4 protein-coding genes are annotated in these 3,699 nt (G+C 73.4%); all 4 read left to right on the top strand.

The window, feature by feature from the left end; genetic code table 11:
* Positions 1-262: 262 nt before the first annotated feature.
* The 4 genes from fabG (at position 263) to L1885_RS25295 (ending at position 3,309) form a co-directional block, all read left to right on the top strand.
* Positions 263-1,024, top strand: a complete 762-nt coding sequence (fabG, locus tag L1885_RS25310; protein ID WP_235799490.1) for a 3-oxoacyl-ACP reductase FabG — start codon at positions 263-265, stop codon at positions 1,022-1,024.
* A gap of 17 nt (positions 1,025-1,041) precedes the next feature.
* The gene (locus L1885_RS25305; protein WP_235799489.1) at positions 1,042-1,815 is read left to right on the top strand and encodes an SDR family oxidoreductase; all 774 of its coding nucleotides are present in this window, start codon (positions 1,042-1,044) and stop codon (positions 1,813-1,815) included.
* A gap of 281 nt (positions 1,816-2,096) precedes the next feature.
* Positions 2,097-2,786, top strand: coding sequence for a uracil-DNA glycosylase (ung, locus tag L1885_RS25300; RefSeq protein WP_235799488.1), 690 nt, complete (start codon positions 2,097-2,099; stop codon positions 2,784-2,786).
* Positions 2,787-2,868: 82 nt separating this feature from the next.
* On the top strand, positions 2,869-3,309 hold the full coding sequence (locus L1885_RS25295; RefSeq protein ID WP_235799487.1) for a hypothetical protein: 441 nt from the start codon (positions 2,869-2,871) through the stop codon (positions 3,307-3,309).
* Positions 3,310-3,699 lie beyond the last annotated feature (390 nt).

Raw genomic sequence — 3,699 nt, 5'->3', positions numbered from 1 at the left:
CCGTCCGCGCCTCCCCGCCGATCCCCACCGTCCGCGCCTCCCCGTCGCCCGGGTCCGCAGGCGTGCCGCGCCGTCACGGGCCGCGTGGCGGGCCTCCGCGCCCCTCGGCGCCGTGCGGTGCGTGCGCAGGTACGGCCTGCCGGGAGCGTGCCGCGGCCTGCGCCCGTTGACACCGCGTGCCAGGGCTTCTAGCGTCACGTCTGCCGTAGCGACTAAGCGGTCGCTCAGCACACGCGGGTTCCTAGGGCGAGGAGAATCAGGAATGTCCACCACCGAGCAGCGCGTCGCCGTCGTCACCGGGGCGGCACGGGGGATCGGCGCGGCGACGGCCGTACGGCTCGCGGCCGAGGGGCGCGCCGTCGCCGTACTCGACCTGGACGAGGCGGCCTGCGCCGACACTGTGAAGAAGATCACCGAGGCGGGCGGCACGGCCCTCGCCGTCGGCTGCGACGTGTCCGACAGCGCACAGGTGGAGGCGGCCGTCGAGCGGATCGCGGCGGAGCTGGGCGCGCCGACCGTCCTGGTCAACAACGCGGGCGTACTGCGGGACAACCTGCTGTTCAAGATGTCCGAGTCCGACTGGGACACCGTGATGAACGTGCACCTCAAGGGCGCGTTCCTGATGGCGCGCGCCTGCCAGAAGCACATGGTCGACGCCAAGTTCGGCCGGATCGTCAGCCTCTCGTCGTCCTCCGCGCTCGGCAACCGGGGCCAGCTCAACTACGCGTCCGTCAAGGCCGGCCTGCAGGGCTTCACCAAGACCCTGGCCAAGGAGCTCGGCAAGTTCGGCATCACCGCGAACGCGGTCGCGCCGGGATTCATCGTCACCGACATGACGGCCGCCACGGCCGAACGGATCGGCATGGGCTTCGAGGAGTTCCAGACCGCCATGGCCGGGCAGATCCCGGTGCAGCGCGTGGGTCTTCCCGAGGACGTCGCGAACGCGATCGCGTTCTTCGCCTCGGACGACGCGGGCTTCGTCTCGGGGCAGGTCATGTACGTCGCCGGCGGCCCGCTCAACTGAATCCGAGGACCACAGCCATGACACAGCAGCAGACGCCGGGCGCCGCCCCGGACACCGGCAAGGTCGCCCTCGTCACCGGGGCGAGCCGGGGCATCGGCTACGGCATCGCCGAGGCGCTCGTCGCCCGCGGCGACCGGGTGTGCATCACAGGACGCAACGAGGAGGCGCTCAAGGAAGCCGTGGAGCGCCTCGGCCCCGACCGCGCCATGGGCGTGGCGGGCAAGGCGCACGACCCCGCCCACCAGGCGGCCGTGGTCGAGCGGGTGATGGAGGAGTACGGGCGCGTCGACCACCTGGTCAACAACGCGGGCACCAATCCGGTCTTCGCGGGCCTCGCCGAGCTGGACCTGGCCGTCGCGGCGAAGACGTACGAGACGAACGTGCTGTCGGCGCTCGGGCTCGCCCAGAAGACCTGGCACGCCTGGCAGAAGGAGCACGGCGGCACGATCGTGAACGTTGCCTCCGTGGCGGGGCTCAATGCCTCGCCCTTCATGGGCGCCTACGGCATGAGCAAGGCCGCCATGATCAACCTCACGCTCCAGCTCGCCCACGAGTTCGCGCCGATCGTCCGGGTCAACGCCCTCGCGCCCGCCGTCGTGAAGACCAAGTTCGCGCGCATGCTCTACGAAGGCCGCGAGGAGGAGGCCGCGAGCGGCTACCCGCTGGGCCGGCTGGGTGTACCGGAGGACATCGGCGGCGCCGCCGCCTTCCTGACGTCGGACGGGGCCGGCTGGATCACCGGCCAGACGATGGTGATCGACGGCGGGGTCTTCCTGACCGCCGGGGTCTGAGGCGACGGCCAGGGTCTGAGGCGGGGCGCCGCGCCCCGGGGCACGCGGCCGGAACTCTCCATCGGCGGCGGGCCCCGGCCCCTGCGGTGCGCGGCCGGAGCCTCCGATCGGCGGCGGGCCCCGGCCCCCGGCCCTCGGACCACGGGCTCCCGCGCCGGGTCCGGCCGTCGCCGTGGGCCCGGCCGGGCCCACGAGGGGAGGCCGGGCGCACGGCGTTGTCGGTGGTGCCCGGTAGGTTCGTCAAAGATCGGCAAGGCGACGAACCTGCGGAGGATGCTGACGTGACCGAGACCGACGTGCTGCCCGAGTCCTGGCGCGGTCCCCTGGGCGGTGAGCTCGACAAGCCCTACTTCGGCGAGCTGCTCGAATTCGTCGAGAAGGAGCGGGCGAACGGGCCGGTGTACCCGCCGCGGGCAGAGGTCTTCGCCGCGCTCGAGGCCACCCCGTTCGACGAGGTGAAGGTGCTCGTCCTCGGGCAGGACCCCTACCACGGGGCGGGCCAGGGGCACGGGCTGTGCTTCTCGGTGCGCCCGGGTGTCCGGACGCCGCCGTCCCTGCGCAACATCTTCAAGGAGATGAAGGAGGAGCTCGGGCACCCGGTCCCCGACAACGGATACCTGATGCCGTGGGCGCGCCAGGGCGTCCTGCTGCTGAACGCGGTGCTCACGGTCCGGGAGGGCGAGGCCAACTCGCACAAGGGCCGAGGCTGGGAGAAGTTCACCGACGCCGTGATCACGGCGGTCTCCGGGCGGCCCGACCCGGCCGTCTTCGTCCTGTGGGGGGCCTACGCGCAGAAGAAGCTGCCCCTCGTGGACCAGGAGCGCCACACGGTGGTCAAGGGCGCCCATCCGTCGCCGCTGTCCGCCAAGAAGTTCTTCGGATCCCGCCCGTTCACGCAGATCGACGCCGCCCTGGCCGCGCAGGGCCGGGCACCGATCGACTGGCGCATCCCTGACCTGGGTCGAGCCTGAAGGCGAACCGGGCCTCCCGCGGTTAGCGTCTCTACCGAGCGTTTTGTCAGATTTTCATCACGCGACGGTGGAGGCGCCACGCATGGAGCAGCGGCAGTCGTCCGAGGAGTCCCTTGTGACCAGAATCGGGCAGGCGGTGATCCTGCTCCACGGCGGCGATCGCGAGGAGGCCCGCAACCGCATGGGGGAGCTGTGGGCGGAGATCGGGGACGCGGGGGACCCCGTCCAGCGGTGCACGCTGGCGCACTACTTGGCGGACACGCAGGACGACCCCGGGGACGAGCTGGCGTGGGACCTGCGGGCCCTGACGGCCGCGGAGGGCGACCGGGCCGACGTCCTGGCCCTCCATCCCGCCCTCCACGCGAACCTCGCCGCCGACTACGTGAAGCTCCACCGGCCCGACGCCGCCCGGCTGCACCTGGAACGTGCGCGGGCCTGCGCCCACGTCCTGGGGGACGACGGGTACGGGGACGGGGTGCGTACGGCCATCGCCCGGGTGGCACGCCGGCTGGCGTGCGCCTGAGCCGGACGAGGCCGCCCGGGCCCGGACGCACCGAGGCGCGGCGGACTCGGACGTAACGCGGCGCGGCAGGCCCGGGCGTACCCCGGCGCGGGCGGGGGAGGAGGCCCCCCGGGGGGCGTGAGGGCCGGGGCCGGAGTTGCTCGGTCCGCGGACCGGGGCCGGGCGGATCCGGGCCCCGGGCCGGGTCAGCGCCCCAGGTCCGTGTTCCCGCGCGCCGGCCCCACGTCAGTGTCCGTACGTCTGGTGGCAGATCCGCGCCTGCGGACTGTTCGCGGGCCAGTGGCCGTACGACTCGCCGAGCGCGCACAGCCGGGCCGGGTCCACCGGGGCGGCGCCGGGCGCGGGCCGGGCCGTGTGGGTGCCCTGCGGGACGTGGACGCGCACGTGCCC

Origin of the sequence: Streptomyces fuscigenes, assembly GCF_021556455.1 — a bacterium.
In the GTDB taxonomy this organism is placed as follows: domain Bacteria; phylum Actinomycetota; class Actinomycetes; order Streptomycetales; family Streptomycetaceae; genus Streptomyces; species Streptomyces fuscigenes.
The sequence above is the reverse complement of the archived record's forward strand: the minus strand, read 5'-3'. Positions and strand labels throughout refer to the sequence as shown.